We start from the raw sequence: 230 nt of genomic DNA on the forward strand, positions 1-230 counted from the left end.
CCGAGATCTACACTCTCTCCGTCGTCGGCAGCGTCAGATGTGTATAAGAGACAGTCGCCGCGCTGTGGCGGCGGCGTCACCGCCAGGATCACGAAGTACATGAGGTTCCGCACGGTCAGCACAGCGACCATCCCGGCCTCGGGCACGAGGCTGTCTCTTATACACATCTCCGAGCCCACGAGACACTCGCTAATCTGGGGGGGTGGGGGCGGGGGGGAGGAAGAGGGGGG

1 protein-coding gene is annotated in these 230 nt (G+C 64.3%); it reads right to left on the reverse strand.

The features are described from left to right. On the reverse strand, window positions 1–230 hold a 230-nt coding region (locus ACPYOG_RS21105), incomplete at both ends, for a hypothetical protein (RefSeq protein ID WP_481295989.1).

The sequence above is a fragment of the Leifsonia sp. HAY1-4F genome, assembly GCF_056755275.1.